Below are 18494 nucleotides of genomic sequence, written 5' to 3'. Positions count from 1 at the left end.
TCAGCCTCTGACCAGGTTTCTCGGCGGTCGGGACGGGATCAGCCTGGGCCACCAGAAGAACGGTCCGAGCAGGCGGGCGATGGCTGGTGTGATGAAGGAACGCACGATGAGCGTGTCGAGCAGCAGGCCGATGCCGATCGTGGATCCCATTTCGCCGACCGAAACCAGTTTGCCGGAGACCATTGCCATCATGGTGACGGCGAACACCAGACCGGCGGTGGTGACCACCTTGCCGGAATTGGCCACCGCCCGAATCAGACCGGTGTTCAGGCCCGCCTTGCTTTCTTCCAGGTAGCGGGCGATGAGCAGCAGGTTGTAGTCCGAACCGACCGCCACCAGGATGATGAAGGTGAGCGGCAGGCCCAGCCAACTCATCGGTATGCCGAAGGCGTGCTGCCAGATCAAGATGGACAGCCCGAACGCTCCCGAATAGGAGAACGCCACCGTGCCGATGATGACCAGCGCGGCGATAATGCTGCCGGTGATGAGCAGCATCACCAGAAAGATCAATGCGAATGCCGCTGCGGCCGCGATGATCAGGTCCGTCTTCGCGGCATCCTGGATGTCCCAGTACGTCGTCGCGGCACCGCCGAGATAGACGCGCGACCCGCCGAGCGTGGTGCCTTTCAGCGCCTCCTCGGCGGCGGCCAGATACACCTGGTCGTGGTGGATGCCCGCTTCCGTCAGCGCTTCGCCGTCGTGGTAGATCATGTATCGCGCGGCCTTACCGTCCGGGGACATGAAGAATTTCAGATCGATCTGAAAAGACGGGTTTTCGAACGCATCCGGCGGTAGGTAGAAGAACTCGTCGTTCTTCGAACTGTCGAACGCGTAGCCCAGATCCATCATCTGCCGGCTCAGCGCCTCCAACTCGGCCAGTTGCGGCTCGATCGTGCTGTGCTCGGCGAGGATCTTCTCCCGAAGCTCGTTGAGCTGGTCGACGTTGCGGCCGAGCAGATCGACCAGTTGCGGCAGCACCGCGTCCTGAATCAGGGCGGCTTTCAGGTTCTTGTCCATCTGCTCATCGAGCTGGTCGATCTTGTCGGTGGCGTCGAACAGCGAACGCAGCGACCAGCAGACCGGGATGTCGAAACAGTGCTTCTCCCAATAGAAGTAGCTCCGGATCGGGCGCCAGACATCGTCGAAATCGGCGATGTTGTCCCGCAGCGCATCGGTGACGTCCTTCATGCCGCGGGCGGCATCGGCGGCGATATGGGCCGCGCCGGCCTGCTGCGACGTCAGTTCTTGCTGCTGTCGCATCAGGTCTGTCATGCGGTTCGTGATGTTGGCCATGTCGCTCAGCCGGGTGTTCAGGTCGGTGAGGAACGGCAGCAGTTCTTTGATTTTCGTCCCCATGGTGCCGATGGTGTAGGTGAACGACGAATGCTCGAGCGGTGTACCCAGCGGCCTGGTGACGCTCTGAATCAGTCCCACTCCTGGGGTGTGGAACACACTGCGCGCCACTCGGTCCAGCGCGATCATGTCCGTGCTGTTGCGCATATCATGATCGGATTCGACCATCAGCATGTCACCGTTCAGCCTGCTGACCGGGAAGTGTCGGTCGCTGGCGGCGTATCCCTGCTTGGACGGGCTGTCATCGGAGATGTAGATCCGGTCGTCGTAGTTGGGATGGTAGGTGGGCAACGTCAGCGATCCGACCAGCACGACGACGCAACTTGCCAGCAGAACCCGGCCCGGCCACCGCACCGTCAAAGTGCCGACTTTGCGCCAAACACCTGCTCCGGCTTTACGTTTCGGTTCGAAGATGCCCACCCGGCTGCCCAGCGCAAGCACCGCCGGGCCGAAGGTCAGGGCGGCTGCTACCGCGGTCAGCATGGCGATCGCGCAGGGGATTCCGCAGGTATTGAAGTAGTTGAGCCGGGTGAATTTGAGGCAGAAGGTTGCGCCGGCGACCGCCAGGCCCGAGCCCAGGATGACATGGGACACGCCGTGCACGGCGGAATAGTAAGCGGTTTCCCGGTCTTCGCCGGCGTGGCGTGCTTCTTGGTAGCGGCCGATCAGAAAGATCGCGTAATCCGTTCCCGCTCCGAGGATCAACGATACCAACAAGTTCGAGGCGAATTCTGATATCCCGATCACCTTGTGAAAGACCAGGAACGAGACGATGCCGCGTCCGCAATTCAGTTCCAGCATCACCATGAACAGGACGAGCACCGCGGTTGTGATCGAGCGGTAGACGATCAGCAGCATCACCGAGATGAGCACGATGGTGACGAACATGATCATGATCAGGCTCTCGTTGCCGGCCTGCAGCATGTCCGCCGACAGCGGTGCGGAGCCGGAGACGTAGACCTTCAGCCCCGGCGGGGTCTTGGTCTGCGAGACGAGATCCCGCACCGCCTTGATCGACTCGTCAGACAGCGCCGACCCGAGATTGCCGGCGGTACGCACCAGCGTGTAGGACGCTTTGCCGTCGTTGCTCTGCACTCCGGCGGCGGTGGTCCCCTGACCCCATAGGTTCATCACGTATTGAACGTGCTTGTCGTGCTGCAGCTTTGCGACCAGGTCGTCGTAGAACAGGTGGTCGGATTGGTCGAGTTTGTGTTCGCCCTCCAGGACGACCATCACCAGGCTATTGCTGTCGGACTCGTGGAACACCTGCCCAATGTGGATGAGCGCCTGTGCCGATGGCGCGTCGACCGGGACCAGGGGGCCCCGGCCCGCCTCGGTTACGGGCTCCAATTGCGGGACGACCACATTGAGGACGATCATCAGCGCGACCCAGGCCAGGACCACGGGCACGGCGAACTTGCGGATCGTCCGCGCGACAAAGGGTTTGCGCATGGCGCTGGTGCTGTCGGCCTTCATGCGGACAGCACCTGACACCAGACGCCGGCATGATCACCCGTGGCCGTGTGCTCCGAGCGAACCTGTCCGTCAACGGTGATACGGCAGCCGACGGTTCCGCCCGATACCTGTGCGGTGATATCCGCGGTCGCCGTCGTCAAAACGGTTACCTCCGTGTGTGTCCAGGGCAGTGCCGAGAGGTCGACCACCACGGGGTGGGAGTTCACATCCCAGTAGCTCGCTCTCCCCCACCCCGCCAACTCCCCGAAGACGTCGTATTCGATGCGTTTGGGATTGAACTGCGCGATGGCGAATTTGTTGCCCGGGCTTCGGGTTCGGTCCTCTGAACCGAAGATTCCGTGCGCGGAGTTGATGACAAATCCGGCCAATACGGCTACGACGGCGACGACGGCGGGCAGCCAGAGCCTGTTGAGCAATCGCCGACCTATGGGGACTTTCATTTGTTGTTGCGGTCCTTCGTATTACACGCATGCAGCAGCTCAGGCACCCGCAACCAAGCGTGAGTGACCTCTGCTGGGATCCTTCAGGCAGACACGGCGACGGGACTCAATGCAGCCGAGGCGCGGCGCTCAGCACTTCGCCGCAGGGCTGTACGGGTGTGTCGGGCCCAGTCACGGTCACGAGAGTTGATCCTTCGGTTTCAGCGCCATCGGCGAAGGCACCCACAGAGGGCACCTTCGCCGGCTTTCTGCTGAAACGGTAGGGGCGCGACCGTCGCCGGTCTACCCGGATTGCGCGGCCGCTGGCCGGAAAACGCGGCCGGAAGGAGCCCCGCCCGTCAGGCCTTGAAAGGTCCGCAACCGCCGTCGTATGGTGGCCGGTGTCAACGACGGAAAGTCAACGTCGCCAACGCAATTCGTTTTCTGCTAGCCCTTAGGGGGACTTCACCTTGCCAAAAATCGAGTCCTACGACTTCATCGTCATAGGCGCAGGTACCGCCGGGTGCGTCTTGGCGCGCCGGCTCAGCGACGACAGCAACGTCCGAATCCTATTGCTCGAGGCTGGCAGTGCCACCCTTCCGCCTGCGAGCGCGCAGCCGCCGCAATGGCCCACGTTGATAGGAAGTTCGGCCGACGGCGGGACTCTCACCACTGTTCAGTCGGCAATCGGCAGGGCAGTCCATCTCCCGCTCGGGCGTGGTGTGGGGGGTTCCTCCGCAATCAGCGGCATGACCTTTACCCGCGGCCACCGCGACAGCTACGCCGATTGGCCACCGGGCTGGCAGTTCGGCGACCTGTTGCCTTACTTCAAAGCGAGCGAGACCGCGCGCTACGGCGATGCTGCTCTGCGGGGTAAGAGCGGACCCCTGCAGGTGGCGCCGGTGGAGTCACCGAACGAGGTACTCGCGGCCGGATTGTGCGCCGCACTGCAATGCGGCTACCGGCAGGCTAAGGACCTGAGCGGCGGATGCGAGCTGGGTTTCGCGTCACCGGATGTGACAATCGTCGGCGGGCGCCGGCAGAGCGCTGCGGATGCTTACTTGTGGCCCGTGCTTCCCCGCGAGAATCTGACCCTGGTGGCGGACGCTTTCGTGCACCGGCTGCGAATTGTCAACGGTCGCTGTACCGGAGTGGACTTCGACGTCGCCGGCCAAGCTCCGACGACCGCCATGGCAGGCGAAGTCTTGCTGTGCGCCGGCGCAATTGGCTCGCCAAGGCTCCTCATGATTTCGGGTGTCGGACCGCAAAGCCATCTCCGAGACGTTGGCATCGACGTTGTATGCGACCTACCCGGCGTAGGACTCAACCTGCAAGACCATCCCTTCACCGGAGTGATATATCAAGCAACTCGGCCTATTCCGACACCGCAGAACAACCACGGCGAGATAATGGGAGTGGTTCGCTCCAAACATGCCGGTGCGGCGCCTGACTTACAGATCCTGATGGTGGATACGGGCGCTTTAGCAGGAGTCGACATACCGAACATCTACGTTATCGGTGTCTCGGCGCTGCAACCGTTCAGTCGCGGCAGAGTGCGCTTGGCGGGCCGAGCCGCTGACTTGGAACCCGTCGTCGACCCGAACTACCTCGGGGATGAGCGTGACTTGGAAACTCTGGTGGAGGGTCTATTCACAGCCCGAGAGATCGGGGCCGCGCCCGCAATGGACGGTTGGCGTGGCGCCGAAGTAGCGCCAGGACCACAAGTCGGCACCAGGGATGCATTGCGAGAGTTCGTCAAACAGACGGTAGGCACCTACTTTCACCCAGCCGGCACATGCGCAATGGGCCAAGCTCATGAGTCAGTGGTCGATGACCAGCTTCGCGTCCACGGCGTCTCTGGGCTCCGGGTCGTCGATGCGTCGGTCATGCCCTCGCTACCGGCAACCAACACAATGGCAACCGTCTACGGGATTGCGGAACGGGCAGCAGCTCTCATCAAGAGCCCCAGCGCCGGCACCCTACCCTGATCTGCCGGCATCGTGCCCTACAGCATGCAGGACACGCACCCCTCGACCTCGGTTCCTTCCAAAGCCATCTGACGCAGCCGGATGTAGTACAGCGTCTTGATTCCCTTGCGCCAGGCGTAGATCTGCGCCTTGTTGACGTCGCGCGTGGTGGCGGTGTCCTTGAAGAACAACGTCAGTGACAGCCCCTGATCCACGTGCTGGGTCGCGGCGGCGTAGGTATCGATGATCTTCTCGTAGCCGATTTCGTACGCGTCCTGGTAGTACTCCAGGTTGTCGTTGGTCATGTAGGGCGCCGGGTAGTAGACGCGGCCGATCTTGCCTTCCTTGCGGATCTCCACCCTGGACACGATCGGGTGAATCGAGGACGTCGAGTGATTGATATAGGAGATCGACCCGGTCGGCGGCACCGCCTGCAGGTTCTGGTTGTAGATGCCGTGCGTCTGCACCGACTCCTTCAACCGCTTCCAGTCGTCCTGGGTGGGAATGCGGATGCCGGCATCGGCGAAGAGCTGGCGCACCTTCTCGGTTGCGGGCTCCCAGACCTCATCGGTGTACTTGTCGAAGAACTCTCCCGAGGCGTACTTGGAACGTTCGAACCCCTTGAAATGCGTACCGCGTTCAATCGCAATACGATTCGACGCCCGCAGCGCGTGGTAGAGCACCGTGTAGAAGTAGATGTTGGTGAAGTCGACGCCCTCTTCGGAACCGTAGAAGATGCCTTCGCGGGCCAGATACCCGTGCAGGTTCATCTGCCCCAGCCCGATCGCGTGAGAGTCGTTGTTGCCCTGCTCGATCGAGGGCACCGAGGTGATGTGGGTCTGATCGCTCACCGCGGTCAGCGCGCGGATCGCCACCTCGATGGTCTGGGCGAAGTCCGGCGAGTCCATCGTCTTGGCGATGTTGAGCGACCCCAGGTTGCACGAAATGTCCTTGCCCACCTTGGCGTATGACAAGTCGTCGTTGAACTCCGACGGTGTGGAGACCTGCAGGATCTCCGAGCACAGGTTGGAGTGGGTGATCTTGCCTTCGATCGGGTTCGCCCGGTTCACCGTGTCCTCGAACATGATGTAGGGGTAACCGGACTCGAACTGCAACTCGGCCAGCGTCTGGAAGAACTCGCGCGCCTTGATCTTGGTCTTGCGGATGCGTGCGTCGTCGACCATCTCGTAGTACTTCTCGGTGACCGAGATGTCGGCGAAAGCCTTTCCGTAGACGCGTTCGACGTCATACGGCGAGAACAGATACATGTCCTCGTTCTTCTTGGCCAGCTCGAAGGTGATGTCGGGAATCACCACGCCCAGGCTCAGCGTCTTGATCCGGATCTTCTCGTCGGCGTTCTCCCGCTTGGTGTCCAGGAAGCGGTAGATGTCGGGGTGGTGGGCCTGCAGGTACACCGCTCCTGCACCCTGACGCGCACCGAGTTGGTTGGCGTAGGAGAAGGAGTCCTCGAGCAGCTTCATGATCGGGATGACGCCCGAGGACTGGTTCTCGATGTTCTTGATCGGCGCGCCGTGCTCGCGAATGTTGCTCAGCAGCAGCGCGACTCCGCCGCCGCGCTTGGAAAGCTGCAACGCGGAATTGATCGAGCGACCGATCGACTCCATGTTGTCCTCGATGCGAAGGAGGAAGCAGTTGTGCACGACGGTGCCGCGAATCGTGTAGGTGTGCGTGCCCTCGACGTGGAGGTTGTACACCTTCTCTGGGGTCTCCTGCGTCTGCGTGAGGCCGCGGATCCCGTATACGTGCCGCCCGTTAACTACCTGGTACGTAGTGCGCGAGGTACCCTTCTGCCCCACATAGTTGTACAGGTTCTTGCCTACGTCGAAGATGAAGTCCTCATTTGCGCCGGGCAGGCCCGGGACGAACACCTGACCCGTCACATTCCCAGACTGGTTGGTGTAATGACGAACCCGGGACATGATGCCGACGCGGCGCAGCAATAGTTGCACCTGGTCGACGAGCTCGGGGTTGACCAGGTCAAGCACCATACCGCCGGTGGTCGAGCACCCGTCACCGCGGAACAACCCGGCCAACAGACCACGTTGAAAGTCCTCATCGGCTGTCAGGACATCGTGGGACAGGCGCTTGAGGTGATAGCCGGTGCCGACCAACGACAGGAAGAGCGAAGCCACCACCTTGCTGTTGCAGATCATCCGCACCGATTGGTCCGACACACTCTGGTGAACGGCAAGGTCAGCAGCAAACACTCGCTTGAAGGCCACCGCCAACTCGTGTTGGTATTCGAGTTCGTGTGTGCCGATGGTGAAGTGGATGCCGTTGGGCGTCCTCACGCCATCGGGTCCCGACGGCTTTGAGATGTGTCCTTCTGCTATGTACCAACCAAGGATGAGTCCCAGGTCGTAGGACTCCTCCACATAGCGATTCACCGACACGAACTTCATATGGTGACGCTGCTTGTTGCGATGTTTCAGGTCTACGTTCACCTTGCGGATCAGTCCGTCGACTTCTTCGTATTCGCCGGCGCCGACGTGTTCCATCAGGTCGTAAACCCGCCGTGGACGCTGCTCCAACGGCGCGGCCGTCACGATGAAGTCCGTCGGACGGATGTCTTTGGCGGCTAGCCACACAAAGCCGTTGAACGGATCGGCACCGTCACCGTCAATCAATGTCTGCACATCGCGCGTCGTCCATACCAGGATCGGATGCTCAGGGGTGCACAGGATCGGCTCTTTGTGACCGAAATGCGAGATTTCAACCAGCGGTTGATCATTCGGGTTCTCAATGACCGACTCGACTACTGAGAATGACCCGTCGTGCGACAGCACCCGGTCACCTGCGCGCAGCGCCTCGATGGCCTTCGGCCCCTCGGCGGTGTCGATGGGAGTTCCGGCGGGAAAGCACGAGACCGGCTCACCGCGCTGCTTCTTCCCCGAATTCAGGAAGGTCGGAGTGGCCGGCTGGAACCGGCCGTCGATGATTTCGTCCACCAACTTCTCGGCCAGTGCGGTGTCACCGGCGGCCAGGGTGAGCGAGACCATGACGACCCGGTCTTCGAAGCGCTCCAGGTAGCGCTTTCCGTCAAAGGTCTTCAGCGTGTAGGAGGTGTAGTACTTGAACGCACCGAGGAAGGTGGGAAACCGGAACTTCTTGGCGTAGGCGCGGTCCAGCAGCGTCTTGACAAAGTTTCGCGAGTACTGGTCGAGCACCTCACGCTCGTAGTAGTTCTCGCGGATCAGGTAGTCGAGTTTCTCGTCCTGGTTGTGGAAGAACACGGTGTTCTGGTTGACGTGCTCGAGGAAGTACTGGCGCGCGGCGAGTACGTCCTTGTCGAACTGAATCTTGCCGTCGGCGTCGTACAGATTCAGCATCGCGTTGAGCGCGTGGTAATCCGTTTCGTTCTGCGACGCGTGCGTGCCGGTGGTTACAGGCTCTGCAGTGACGGTTGGTGGCACGTCTGTTCCTTCCAGAATTGGGCCAGGCCCGCGCGGACGGCATCGACGTCGTCCTGGGTTCCCATGAGTTCGAATCGGTAGAGGTACGGAACACCGCACTTGCGGGACACCACGTTGCCCGCGTAGGCGAATTCGGCACCGAAGTTGTTGTTGCCCGCGGCGATGACGCCGCGGATGAGCGAGCGGTTGTGCTCGTTGTTCAGGAAAGTGATGACCTGCTTGGGGACGTAGCCACCGTCGTTGATGTTCGGCGTGGCCCGGCCGCCGCCGTACGTGGGCAGCACCAGCACGTACGGCTCGTCGACCTCTATGCGTTCATGCAGCGGTATCCGTGTGGCGGGAACACCCAGCTTCTGCACAAAGCGGTGGGTGTTCTCCGACACGGACGAGAAATAGACCAGGTTGCGTCCCAGACCATCCATGGCACCGCAACCTCCTTACTTACTTGCCTACCCGCGCTAGGCGCTGAGCGCCGCCTCGGCGAGTGCCTTGATGCGGTCCGGCCGGAACCCGGACCAGTGGTCGTTGTCGGCCACCACGACGGGCGCCTGCAGGTAACCGAGCGCCATCACGTAGTCACGCGCTTCAGAATCCAGCGTGATGTCGACCTTCTGGTAGGCGACGCCCTGCTTGTCCAGTGCCTTGTAGGTGGCGACGCACTGCACGCATGCGGGCTTGGAGTAAACGGTAATGGTCATGGGCGTACCGCTCCTTTGCGGAAGTGGGGACATCAAAAGGACTGGCAACGACTCTGGTGGCACATCTGTACTAGGTACAGCGACCCGACAACCCCCCAGATTCCCGTTTTGCGGCGCCGTGTCAACCGACCTGGAGACGCCGATTCCGGGAAGTTCATCAGGAGCCTGGACGCCTGGTGAACCTGGGTTCTGCCGGTGCTCAAACACTACACCTAGGGGGTGACGACGAGAAGAGATACAACATGTTCTGAATAACATTTCTGAAATTCCCTGGTCGTAAGCGTGTCGCCCGTGTCGCCTCGGCGTGTCGCAGATCACAACTGACGGGATAGGTGTACATGGCGTCAGGTTTAACACCGACCACTGACAAGCGCGGCCGACGGCAGAGCCCGACCGAGAGCCAGCAAAGCCGCCGGCGCATTCGCCGACGGCTTTGACTAGAGCGTTCAGTGACGCGTTATGCCTCGGTGGCGACCCCCGCGCCGGCGTGCGCAGTAACCTCGGCCGCCAGCTTGCCCACCACCTCACGCACGCTTTCGGTCAGCTCCGCGTTCTCGGCCGGCGGCAGGCCGCCAAGTGTGCCGAACGGGACAGACAGCTTGACCTCGTCGAGCACGCGCGCCCCGGCGATTCCGAACGCCTTGCGGGTGTCGTCGTGTGCCCAGACCCCGCCGTACCGGCCCAGCGCTCCACCGACAACCGCCAGTGGCTTGCCGTTGAGCGCGCCGTCGCCGAACGGCCGGGACAACCAGTCGATCGCGTTCTTGAGCACAGCCGGGATAGTTCCGTTGTTCTCGGGGGTCACCACTAACGCCGCGTCGGCCTCACTCGCCGCGGTGCGCAACGCGGCCACCGCCGCGGGTTCCTCGACGGGCGTCCCTACCCCGGGATCGAGGTCTTCGTTGTAGAAAGGCACGTCCGCCAGGGTCTCGAACAGGGTGACGGTGACACCTTCGGGGGCCACGTCAGCCGCGAGCTCGGCGATCTGGCGATTGATCGACCCCGCGCGCAAGCTGCCGACCAGAGCCAAGATCTTGGTTTCTGTCACGTTCATGTCCTTTCGAATTGTTGCTACATCTTCGCACGACCTAACCGGACTATAGTCCGATTAATTCCCGCGGAGTTAAAGTGCGTAGGTGAGCGAAAACGAGCGGCTGGGCCAGTTGGGCATGCCGGCGCCCGGAATCCGCTTGCAGGAACCCTCGCTACCCGAGCGAAGTGACGCCGCGCGCAACCGGGCGCTGCTCCTGGACGCCGCGCGCCACCTCGTCGCCGAACGCGGCGCCGATGCGGTGACCACCGACGACATCGCCGCCGCCGCCGGCGTCGGCAAGGGAACCCTGTTCCGCCGGTTCGGCAGCCGGGCCGGACTGATGATGGTGCTCCTCGATGAGGACGAGAAGGCCTTCCAACAGGCCTTCCTCTTCGGACCGCCCCCGCTCGGGCCCGACGCGCCGCCCCTCGAGCGGTTGATCGCGTTCGGCCGGGAGCGGATCTGCTTCGTGAACACCCACCACGAGTTGCTCTCGGCGGCCAGCCGCGACCCGCACAGCCGCCACGTCGGCGCGGCCGTCGTCCAGCGCCGGCATGTCTGGGTACTGCTGCACTCAGCGCACACCACGGGCGATCTCGATGTCCAAACAGATGCGCTGCTGGCGCTGCTCGACGCCGGCTACGTCGGCCATCAGCTGACCGAGGGCAGCCACAACCAGCAGACGCTGGGCGACGGGTGGGAGAGCTTGGCGCGCAAGCTGTGCGGAAGGTGAGGCACATCCTGCACGTCGACCTCGACCAGTTCCTGGCCTCGGTCGAGTTGCGCCGCCATCCCGAACTGGTCGGGCTGCCGGTGATCGTCGGCGGCAACGGTGACCCGACCGAGCCGCGCAAGGTTGTCACCTGCGCGTCCTATCAGGCACGCGAATTCGGGGTGCACGCGGGCATGCCGATGCGCGCGGCCGCCCGCCGGTGCCCGGACGCTACCTTCCTTCCCTCGGATTCGGACGCCTACGACGCCGCGTCCGACGAGGTGATGGAATTGTTGCGCGACCTTGGACATCCGGTCGAGGTGTGGGGCTGGGACGAGGCGTATGTCGGGTTGGCGGACGGGGATCCATGCGAACTCGCCGAGCAGATCCGCACCGTCATCTCCACACAGACCGGCTTGTCCTGCTCGGTGGGGATCAGTGACAACAAACAGCGCGCTAAAGTGGCGACCGGCTTCGCGAAACCGGCCGGCGTATTTCAGCTGACCGATGCCAACTGGATGACATTGATGGCCGACCGCCCGGTGGACGCGCTGTGGGGTGTCGGCCCGAAGACGGCGAAAAAGCTTGCCGCGCAGGGCATCACCACGGTGTGGCAGCTGGCGCACAGCGATGGCGAACTGCTGACGACGACGTTCGGCCCGCGCACCGGGCTGTGGCTGCTGTTGCTTGCGAAGGGCGGCGGCGACACCGAAGTCAGTGCCGAACCGTGGGTGCCGCGCTCGCGCAGCCACGTCATCACCTTCCCGCGGGACCTCACCGATAGGTCTGAAATGTATTCGGCGGTAACGGAATTGACGCGGCGCACGCTGGACGACGTGATCGCCGGGGCGCGTATCGTCACCCGGGTGGCCGTCACGGTGCGGACCGCGACGTTCTATACCCGCACCAAGATCCGCAAGCTCGACGCGCCGACCACCGATGCCGAAGTCATCACCGCCGCGGCGCTGCGCATCCTCGATCTGTTCGAGTTGGACCGACCCATCCGGTTACTCGGTGTGCGTCTGGAACTCCAAATGCCCGATCAGCGCTGAAGTTGCGGCGGCCCCGGCCGCAACGCGCGCGTGAAGATCACGTTCACCTGACGCATCGCCACGCTGTACGGCCACCAAGCCAACCGCTTGAACGCATACAGCGCGCGGATGTCCTGCGAGGTGTAAATCAGGTACCTGTTCTTGGCGACCCCGGCCAGGATTTTCTCGGCGGCCCGTTCGGGCGAGACGGCGTGCCCACTGAACCGGTCAACCCACCGGGCGACCTGAGGATCGTTGCGGTCTACGCCGGCGATCTCGACCGTGTTGACCAGCGGGGTCTTGACCGCGCCGGGCACCACGACGGACACCCCGATGCGGTGCCGGGCCAGGTCGAAGCGCAGCACCTCGGACAGGCCGCGCAGACCGTACTTGCTGGCGCTGTACGCGGCGTGCCAGGGTAAGGCCACGAGCCCGGCGGCCGAGGAGACATTCACCACGTGCCCACCCCGGCGCGCGGCGACCATGTGCGGAACGAAGGATTCGATGACATGGATCGGGCCCATCAGATTGATCTGGACCATCTTGCTCCACTGCTCGTGGCTCAACCGGTCGACGGTTCCCCACGCCGAAACCCCGGCGATGTTGAGGACCACATCCATGCTGGCGTGGGCGGCGTGGATGTCGGTCGCGAACGCCGAGACCTGCGCGTAGTCCGAGATATCCAGCACCCGGTGCGCGGGCACCTGGGCGCCGAGCGCTCGCGCGTCGGCGACCGTCTGCGCCAGTCCGTCCTCGTCCCGGTCGGTCAGATAGAGTTCGGCGCCCTGCGCAGCCAGCCGCAACGCGGTCGCGCGGCCGATGCCGCTCGCCGCGCCCGTGACGAAACACCGCTTACCCGCGAAGTACCGCTGCGATCCGCTCTGCGCCATGGACGTGACGATACCGGCGGTACCAGGAGCCCCTGCTACCGCGCCGGGCCGCCCCATAAGGCGTTGAGCCACAACTGCTCCAGCACCCGCACTCGGCGGTCCGGATCATGGTGCCGGCCCGCCAGCATCGGGTCCCCGGTGAGCATGAGCGCGGTAGTGCCCGCCAGGGTGCGGATGAGCACCGGAAGGTCGTCGCTGATGGGTTGCGCGGTCCCGGCTTTCACCTCGGCGTCGACGATGGTGACGATCTGACGCAGCACCCCCTCGAATTGCTGCTCGAGGATCTCCCTAATCTCCATGTCGGTATGGCGGGCCGCGTTACACGCGGTCATCACCGGGTCGTTGTGCGTGTAAACCACGGCGGCACTGCCGACCATCCGGGAGGCGAACTGCTGCGGCGACTCGTCGGCCTGGCGCGGCGCGAAGTAGTGCGTGAGCTCCTCGAGTTCCTCGGCGACATCGGCCAGGATCGCGGCGAGCACCGAGTACTTGGAGTCGAAGTAGAAGTAGAAGCCCGACCGGGCCACCCCGGCCCGCGTGCTGATGGTGCTGACCGACAGTTCCGAGAAGGGACGCTCCTGCAGAAGTTGACGGACGGCCTCCATGATCGCCTGCCGGTGTTTGTCGCCGCGCCGACGCAACACGGGCGCGGCGCGCTCATCGTTGACAGCCCGGCTAGGCACTCGCGATCACTTCCTGACCATGCACCACATCAATTCAAGAAGACAACTTGACAGGCGTCAAGTTTTTCCGAAATCATTGGCAATAGTGACGGTTACCACAACCGATCAGGAAACCGGTTAGGAGCGCGCGTCAATGGTGACGACAATCAGCACCCCTCAATACCTCCTTGACCAGGCTCGACGTCGGTTGACCCCGTCGTTCAACAACTTTCCCGGCATGGGCATGGTGGAGCGCAAGCTGCGAAACACCCAGTTCCCAGAGAAGGTACTTGCCGACCCCCCGCCCGACAGCGGGCTCAAACCGATCGTCGGCGATGCCGGCCTGCCGATCCTGGGCCACATGATCGAAATGCTGCGCGGTGGACCGGACTATCTGATGTTTCTGTATGAAACGCGGGGCCCGCTGATTTTCGGGGACTCGCCGTTTCTGCCGTTCGTCACCGCGCTCGGTCCGGATGCCGCCCAGGCCATCTACTCCAACCGCAACAAGGACTTCTCCCAGCAGGGCTGGGTTCCCGTCATCGGCCCGTTCTTCCGCCGCGGCCTGATGCTGCTCGATTTCGAAGAGCACATGTTTCACCGGCGGATCATGCAGGAAGCTTTCATCCGCTCGCGGTTGGTCGGCTACCTCGAACACATCGACGAGGTGGTCTCGCACGTCACCCGCGACGACTGGGTGACCGACGACCCGCGTTTCCTGCTGTATCCAGCGATGAAGGAACTCACCCTCGACATCGCCTCGATGGTGTTCATGGGGCATGAGCCCGGCACCGATCGCGAGCTGGTCACCAAGGTGAACAGGGCGTTCACGACGACCACCCGGGCCGGCAACGCGGTCATCCGCAAGGGGGTGCCGCCGTTCACCTGGTGGCGGGGCCTGAAGGCGCGTGAGCTGCTGGAGAACTACTTCGCCGAGCGGGTCAAGGAGCGCCGGGGCACGGAAGGCAACGACCTGCTGAGCGTGTTGTGCCAGACCGAGGACGAGGACGGCAACCGGTTCTCCGACCAGGACGTCATCAACCACATGATCTTCTTGATGATGGCCGCGCATGACACGTCGACGTCGACGGCCACCACGATGATCTACCACCTGGCCGCGCACCCGGAGTGGCAGCAACGCTGCCGCGACGAGTCGGACCGGCTCGGCGATGGGCCACTGGACATCGAGTCGCTGGACAAGCTGGAATCGCTGGACCTGGTGATGAACGAGTCGATCCGGTTGGTGACACCGGTGCAGTGGGCGATGCGGCGAACGGTGCGCGACACCGAACTGCTGGGCCACTACCTGCCCGAGGGCACCAACATCACCGCCTTCCCCGGGATGAATCACCGTCTACCCGAATTGTGGACGGACCCAATGAAATTCGACCCGCTGCGGTTCACCGAGCCCCGCAACGAGCACAAGCGCCACCGGTACGCCTTCACACCGTTCGGCGGCGGGGCGCACAAGTGCATCGGGATGGTGTTCGGTCAGCTGGAAGTCAAGACGATCGTGCACCGGCTGCTGCGCCGTTATCGTCTCGAACTGCCGCGGCCTGGCTACACGGCGCGTTGGGATTACGGCGGCATGCCGGTGCCGATGGACGGCATGCCCATCGTGCTTCGCCCGCTTTAGTAGGCCGAGCAGACGCAAAAGCCCCCGCACGCACGGCGTGTCGGGCGCTTTTGCGTCTGCTCGCCCAGCGGGTCTCAACCCAACAAACGGTTGGCGCACGCGATCACCGCACGCAGCGCGGACTGCACCGGATCCTCGGCCCACCCCATCGCCCATTCCGCGCGGGTGCCGTCGGTTCCGCGGACGAACGTGGCGGTATGCCGGCCGGCGCGCATCTGGTGAAAGTTCAGCGTTTCCAACGCTATTCCGCGCTGGTGCAGCATCGCCGTGAGCGCGGCGACGGGTCCGCCGGCTGCGGCGGTGGATGCGCTGATGCGATCACCCTGCGCGATCACCGCACGGTAGTTACGGGCTTGCGGCCCGATCCGCGTGGCCGGGCGTTCGGCGTCGGTGCACTCCCAATGGCCGAGCCGAAGCGGCCCGGCGGCCGGCGCGTAAGCGGTCACGAAGTCCCGCCACGACATCGCCGCGGCCGATGTGCGCAAGCCGCTCGGCAGGGCGACGCCGAAGTGGTCGCCGAACCACGCGTCGGCGTGAACTTCGGAAAGAGTGGTTTCGGGGAGAGTCATGGTGCCGGTCTTCTCTGGCTCGAAGGAGCGACCGACGCGAGTAGCTTCCGACCCACAGCGGGGGGTCGGTCTGGATCAGACCCCGCTGCGGGTGCTGGCTACTACTGCAAGCGCGGGAAGAGGCACGAGCGGAAACACTAGCGATCGTGCGGGACCGCGCGCAACTACTTTTCTTCCCGGCGTACGGAAATGTCACACAATTCCTGTCAAAACGACTCGCGGCACACTGGGATCGCGTTAGCATTCCGGTAGCGGTAAAACGCGAGTTGGGTGAGAGCCAGCAAACGAAAGGCGAGACCATGCGCGCGAGGCGGCCCGGTCGGGGGATGCAGTCGCTTCGGGTCGTGGTCGCAGTGCTGGCGGCGGCGTTGGCCGTCGCATCTGCTGGTTGCGCAGCCCAGCGACAAGTTAATCCTGAGTTCGAGGTCACCGGCGGATAGGCCGCTGAGCCCGAATGACGTCGGGGGATCCCGCTGGGGGCCACTGCTAGGGCGGTCGGTTCCCAGCGGGATGGGGTTTACCCCCGGTCAACCGATCATCCGCACCCATGGCCGTCGCCGGTAGTAGAGGCGCCGGTTCACGGTCAGCGCCACGTCCTTCCGCAGCAAACCCGGACCGCGGCCCGTACGCGTAACTTACGCAGTTTCTATGGATGCCCCAGAAAGGACTCGTTGTAGCGCCTACACGGCGATACCATCACATCGCCTACTCGTTGTAGACAACCGTGCAATAACGCCGCAGAAAGGCGAAACGATGACGATTAGCAGGTGGGCTCAGGTGGTGGGTGCAATGATCTTCGCGGCCTACGCCGTTTTCGCGACCGGTTGCGGAAGCACTGGCATGCGGGAAATACCGCAGCCCGAGATCCGCCCCGTGGAGGTTCAGCGCTGAGGCGCTGACTCGCTTCAAAAAATATTGACTAACCCGTAAGAATTTGCCGTCTAACCGGATAACATCGGCAATGCCGGGTGTAGCCGCCGGTGAACTACGAGGAACGGGGTAGCAACGATGCGCACCATGTTCGCCACGAAGACCATCAAAATCGTAGGGGCCGTACTGATTACGGCGTTCGCCGCGCTGGCAGCCGGGTGCGCCCAACCTCCGGCACCCACTGCGCCCGCTGTGCCGGTCACGCCGCCGAACCCTGACATACCGCAGTAACCATTCACAGCCACCAGGACGCCGCGGCGTCCAGGTGGCGACGGATGCGGTAGCGGGCCAGGCTGTCATCGCCGGACTCGATCGCCTCGAGAATCCGTAGATGCGCGTGCTCGACCGCGGTTACGTCGGTCCACGTCAGCTGGGCCTGTCCGGTGCTGGACCAGTGCCGGCGGAACAGTTCGACAATGATCCGCAGGAACAAGTCGAGCACCGCATTTCCGGCCAGTTCGGCGAGCCCGACGTGAAAGCGGAACTCGTCGACCGCGGCCCGGCGAACGTCGCCGCCCTCGGCGATGTGGGTCCAGCTGCGCGGGTCCAGGAAGGCGACCACGTCCGGCAAGGTCCGTCGCGCGACGACCTCCGCGACGTTGTGGATCTCGATTGCGTCCCGCACGCTCCTCAGGTCTTCCCGGCTGGGCTGGCGGTACTGCAGATACAGGGCGATGGTGTCAATGCTGGCCTGCGCCTGGGGTTTTGTGACGATCAGTCCGCCGCCGGGCCCGCGCCGCATCCGCGCGACCGCGTGGTACTCGAGCAGGCGCACCGCTTCGCGCAATGCCGCGCGGCTCACCTGGTACCTGGCAAGCAGCGCAGCCTCGGTGCCCAACACCGAGCCGACCTGCCAGCCGTCGGCGGCAATGTCGTCGGCGATGTTCGCGGCCAATACTTCGGCAAGTTTGCCGCGTGGCGCCACAAGGCCGGCGCGTGCCCGCCTACCCGCTTGCGCGCGGCCTGCCGGGGCGCGGTGCCGCTGTAGCCATGACGTGACGCCCTGTACGTGGCGTTCGCTGAGCGTCTTGGCTCGCGCCGAGTCGCCCGAGGTGACGGCCGCGACGATATCGGCATGGTCACCACGCATCTGATGGGCCGCTTCGACGGCCTGGTCTGCCGAATCGGTGCGTGACGTCCGCGCGTACCGTTTGGTCAGTCGCATCAGGACGTCGATAAACAGTTGCAGCACTGGATTTTTCGACTGCTCGGCGAGGGCGAGGTGAAACTCGTCGGGAGGTGCGGGAAGCCCGGGACGCCACTGCTGCTCGGCACGCAGCACCGCCCGCAGTCGTTCGATCCCGGTTTCGTCGATGTGGTCGGCGGCCAGTTCGGCCGCCAACGGCTCCAGCACCAACCTTGCGTTGAGCAGATCGGTCAGCGTGGTGCCCAGGTACTCGAGGTAGATGACGACCGCCCGCGTTGCTGGACCGGCATCGGGTGCGCAGACGAGCAATCCGCCGTTGGGGCCGCGACGCATCCGCGCAACCTGGTGATGCTCGACGAGGCGAACGGCTTCTCGAAGTACCGATCGACTCACCCGAAACTGTTGTTGCAGCAGCGCTTCGGAACCGAGCGACTCTCCGACCGGCCAGCCGCGACGGACGATATCGGCTTCGATGCACCGAGCGATCTGCGCGGCCCGCTTGTCCGCCCGCACAGGCTCCGGCTCAGTGGTCATCGC

13 protein-coding genes and 3 pseudogenes are annotated in these 18494 nt (G+C 63.6%); 4 read left to right on the top strand and 12 right to left on the bottom strand.

Annotation, left to right across the window (positions count from 1 at the left end):
- Positions 1-2829: an MMPL/RND family transporter gene (locus tag A5645_RS08540; protein WP_065129227.1), complete on the bottom strand. Its 2829-nt coding sequence runs from the start codon at positions 2827-2829 to the stop codon at positions 1-3.
- A complete protein-coding gene (locus tag A5645_RS08535; RefSeq protein ID WP_065129226.1) occupies positions 2826-3269 on the bottom strand; it encodes an MmpS family transport accessory protein in 444 nt (147 codons plus the stop codon). The genes A5645_RS08540 and A5645_RS08535 overlap by 4 nt, the downstream gene beginning before the upstream one ends.
- A gap of 449 nt (positions 3270-3718) precedes the next feature.
- Here A5645_RS08535 and A5645_RS08530 point away from each other — a divergent pair, with 449 nt between their 5' ends.
- Positions 3719-5236, top strand: coding sequence for a GMC family oxidoreductase (locus A5645_RS08530; protein ID WP_065129225.1), 1518 nt, complete (start codon positions 3719-3721; stop codon positions 5234-5236).
- Between the two features lie 17 nt (positions 5237-5253).
- On the opposite strand, the pseudogene nrdE reads toward A5645_RS08530, so the two are convergent.
- The 6 genes and pseudogenes from nrdE to A5645_RS08510 all read right to left on the bottom strand — a co-directional run.
- Positions 5254-6870 (bottom strand): annotated as a pseudogene (gene nrdE, locus A5645_RS29240) (class 1b ribonucleoside-diphosphate reductase subunit alpha); the annotation flags it as partial.
- Between the two features lie 24 nt (positions 6871-6894).
- Positions 6895-8085, bottom strand: a pseudogene (locus A5645_RS29235) (LAGLIDADG family homing endonuclease); the annotation flags it as partial.
- A gap of 6 nt (positions 8086-8091) precedes the next feature.
- Positions 8092-8649, bottom strand: a pseudogene (locus A5645_RS29230) (ribonucleotide reductase N-terminal alpha domain-containing protein); the annotation flags it as partial.
- The gene (gene nrdI / locus A5645_RS08520; RefSeq protein ID WP_065038284.1) at positions 8619-9071 is read right to left on the bottom strand and encodes a class Ib ribonucleoside-diphosphate reductase assembly flavoprotein NrdI; all 453 of its coding nucleotides are present in this window, start codon (positions 9069-9071) and stop codon (positions 8619-8621) included. The gene nrdI and the pseudogene A5645_RS29230, both read right to left, overlap by 31 nt.
- Positions 9072-9107: 36 nt before the next feature.
- Positions 9108-9347, bottom strand: a complete 240-nt coding sequence (locus A5645_RS08515) for a redoxin NrdH (protein ID WP_065038285.1) — start codon at positions 9345-9347, stop codon at positions 9108-9110.
- A gap of 457 nt (positions 9348-9804) precedes the next feature.
- The gene (locus A5645_RS08510; protein WP_414467461.1) at positions 9805-10395 is read right to left on the bottom strand and encodes an NAD(P)H-dependent oxidoreductase; all 591 of its coding nucleotides are present in this window, start codon (positions 10393-10395) and stop codon (positions 9805-9807) included.
- Positions 10396-10483: 88 nt separating this feature from the next.
- Between A5645_RS08510 and A5645_RS08505 the strand changes: the two genes are divergently transcribed.
- Positions 10484-11113: a TetR/AcrR family transcriptional regulator gene (locus A5645_RS08505; RefSeq protein WP_065129223.1), complete on the top strand. Its 630-nt coding sequence runs from the start codon at positions 10484-10486 to the stop codon at positions 11111-11113.
- Positions 11110-12144 (top strand): DNA polymerase IV, encoded by a 1035-nt coding sequence (locus tag A5645_RS08500; protein WP_065129222.1) that lies wholly within the window; start codon positions 11110-11112, stop codon positions 12142-12144. Before A5645_RS08505 ends, A5645_RS08500 begins: the two co-directional genes overlap by 4 nt.
- On the opposite strand, the gene A5645_RS08495 is transcribed toward A5645_RS08500, so the two are convergent.
- Both A5645_RS08495 and A5645_RS08490 read right to left on the bottom strand, forming a co-directional pair.
- Positions 12135-13013, bottom strand: a complete 879-nt coding sequence (locus A5645_RS08495; RefSeq protein WP_065038289.1) for an SDR family oxidoreductase — start codon at positions 13011-13013, stop codon at positions 12135-12137. The two genes, A5645_RS08500 and A5645_RS08495, sit on opposite strands and share 10 nt — an antisense overlap.
- A 35-nt stretch (positions 13014-13048) precedes the next feature.
- Positions 13049-13618, bottom strand: coding sequence for a TetR/AcrR family transcriptional regulator (locus A5645_RS08490; protein WP_081288254.1), 570 nt, complete (start codon positions 13616-13618; stop codon positions 13049-13051).
- 214 nt (positions 13619-13832) lie between these two features.
- Here A5645_RS08490 and A5645_RS08485 point away from each other — a divergent pair, with 214 nt between their 5' ends.
- Positions 13833-15311 (top strand): cytochrome P450, encoded by a 1479-nt coding sequence (locus tag A5645_RS08485; protein WP_155767935.1) that lies wholly within the window; start codon positions 13833-13835, stop codon positions 15309-15311.
- Positions 15312-15385: 74 nt separating this feature from the next.
- Here A5645_RS08485 and A5645_RS08480 read toward each other — a convergent pair whose 3' ends face one another.
- Positions 15386-15880 (bottom strand): 2-isopropylmalate synthase, encoded by a 495-nt coding sequence (locus tag A5645_RS08480; RefSeq protein ID WP_065129220.1) that lies wholly within the window; start codon positions 15878-15880, stop codon positions 15386-15388.
- Positions 15881-17045: 1165 nt separating this feature from the next.
- Complete coding sequence (locus tag A5645_RS08475; RefSeq protein ID WP_065129219.1) at positions 17046-18491, bottom strand: FadR/GntR family transcriptional regulator; 1446 nt, start codon at positions 18489-18491, stop codon at positions 17046-17048.
- Between the last annotated feature and the right edge of the window lie 3 nt (positions 18492-18494).

The sequence above is a fragment of the Mycobacterium asiaticum genome (genome assembly GCF_001673635.1).
In the GTDB taxonomy this organism is placed as follows: domain Bacteria; phylum Actinomycetota; class Actinomycetes; order Mycobacteriales; family Mycobacteriaceae; genus Mycobacterium; species Mycobacterium asiaticum_C.
This window is presented reverse-complemented; position numbering and strand designations above follow the sequence as displayed.

Coding starts and splice junctions, on each gene's coding strand:
- A5645_RS08540 (WP_065129227.1), bottom strand. CDS start 2,829: ATGAAGGCCGACAGCACCAGCGCCATGCGCAAACCCTTTGTCGCGCGG.
- A5645_RS08535 (WP_065129226.1), bottom strand. CDS start 3,269: ATGAAAGTCCCCATAGGTCGGCGATTGCTCAACAGGCTCTGGCTGCCC.
- nrdI (WP_065038284.1), bottom strand. CDS start 9,071: ATGGATGGTCTGGGACGCAACCTGGTCTATTTCTCGTCCGTGTCGGAG.
- A5645_RS08515 (WP_065038285.1), bottom strand. CDS start 9,347: ATGACCATTACCGTTTACTCCAAGCCCGCATGCGTGCAGTGCGTCGCC.
- A5645_RS08495 (WP_065038289.1), bottom strand. CDS start 13,013: ATGGCGCAGAGCGGATCGCAGCGGTACTTCGCGGGTAAGCGGTGTTTC.
- A5645_RS08490 (WP_081288254.1), bottom strand. CDS start 13,618: ATGGAGGCCGTCCGTCAACTTCTGCAGGAGCGTCCCTTCTCGGAACTG.
- A5645_RS08480 (WP_065129220.1), bottom strand. CDS start 15,880: ATGACTCTCCCCGAAACCACTCTTTCCGAAGTTCACGCCGACGCGTGG.
- A5645_RS08475 (WP_065129219.1), bottom strand. CDS start 18,491: ATGACCACTGAGCCGGAGCCTGTGCGGGCGGACAAGCGGGCCGCGCAG.